The organism is Capnocytophaga canis (assembly GCF_000827555.1).
Lineage (GTDB): Bacteria > Bacteroidota > Bacteroidia > Flavobacteriales > Flavobacteriaceae > Capnocytophaga > Capnocytophaga canis.
Window position 1 is genome coordinate 1 of the sequence record NZ_CDOI01000008.1, and the last position, 777, is coordinate 777.

A 777-nucleotide genomic window follows, 5' to 3' on the forward strand; every position below is an offset into this window, starting at 1 on the left:
GAGGGGTTTTGTTGGACTGATGTCAATAGCACATATTTAAAATCAAGGCTTAAAAAGAACGGCGTTTTTGATGTTTTGAGTATGAGTTTATTTACATTACATTTTAATATTCCTGATTGGTATTATGTTTGTTTGATAAACTCCAGATTTATAAGTCTTTATGTGGATAATTTCATAAATAACACTTCTCATTTTCAGATAAATGATGCAAGGCAGTTACCTATAATCATTCCGACAAACAAAGAATTACAACATTTTGAAAAACTCTTTAAAAAAGCCGTTTCTATCAAAGAAAAACAATTTTCAAGTCAATTATCCATTAAAATAATTGAGCAAGAATTAAATGACATTCAAGCTGAAATAGATAGTTTAGTTAATACCCTATACAAAATATAGGGTATTAACCATTTTATCTAAATTTCTTTGTATTTCAGACAATTGCATTTCTGCTTTGATTTCTGAAATTAATCCGTTTAGTTGCTTTCTTTTGATTGTAATGGCATCATCAAACAAATCTTTGAATAATTTTAGTTGTTTAGATGTTGGTATAATAATAGGTATTCCCTTAGAATCTCCCGTGGTACAATGAGAAGTTGAATTGATAAAAGAATCTACATAATAAGCTGTAATTTTAGCATTCATAATACAGACCATATAATATTCAGGTACACAATCTATTGCTGAGAATAAGCTCATACTTTCTGTACTATGAACCGTTTTTTCTTTTATACGGCATTTTATATATGTAGTTAAAACATTAGACCAACAAAACCCCTC

General features: G+C 28.3%; 2 pseudogenes. One reads left to right on the plus strand and one right to left on the minus strand.

The window, feature by feature from the left end:
- A pseudogene (locus CCAND38_RS12075) lies at positions 1-396 on the plus strand (BREX-1 system adenine-specific DNA-methyltransferase PglX); the annotation flags it as partial.
- Here CCAND38_RS12075 and CCAND38_RS01115 read toward each other — a convergent pair.
- Positions 382-777 (minus strand): annotated as a pseudogene (locus CCAND38_RS01115) (BREX-1 system adenine-specific DNA-methyltransferase PglX); the annotation flags it as partial. The pseudogenes CCAND38_RS12075 and CCAND38_RS01115 sit on opposite strands and share 15 nt — an antisense overlap.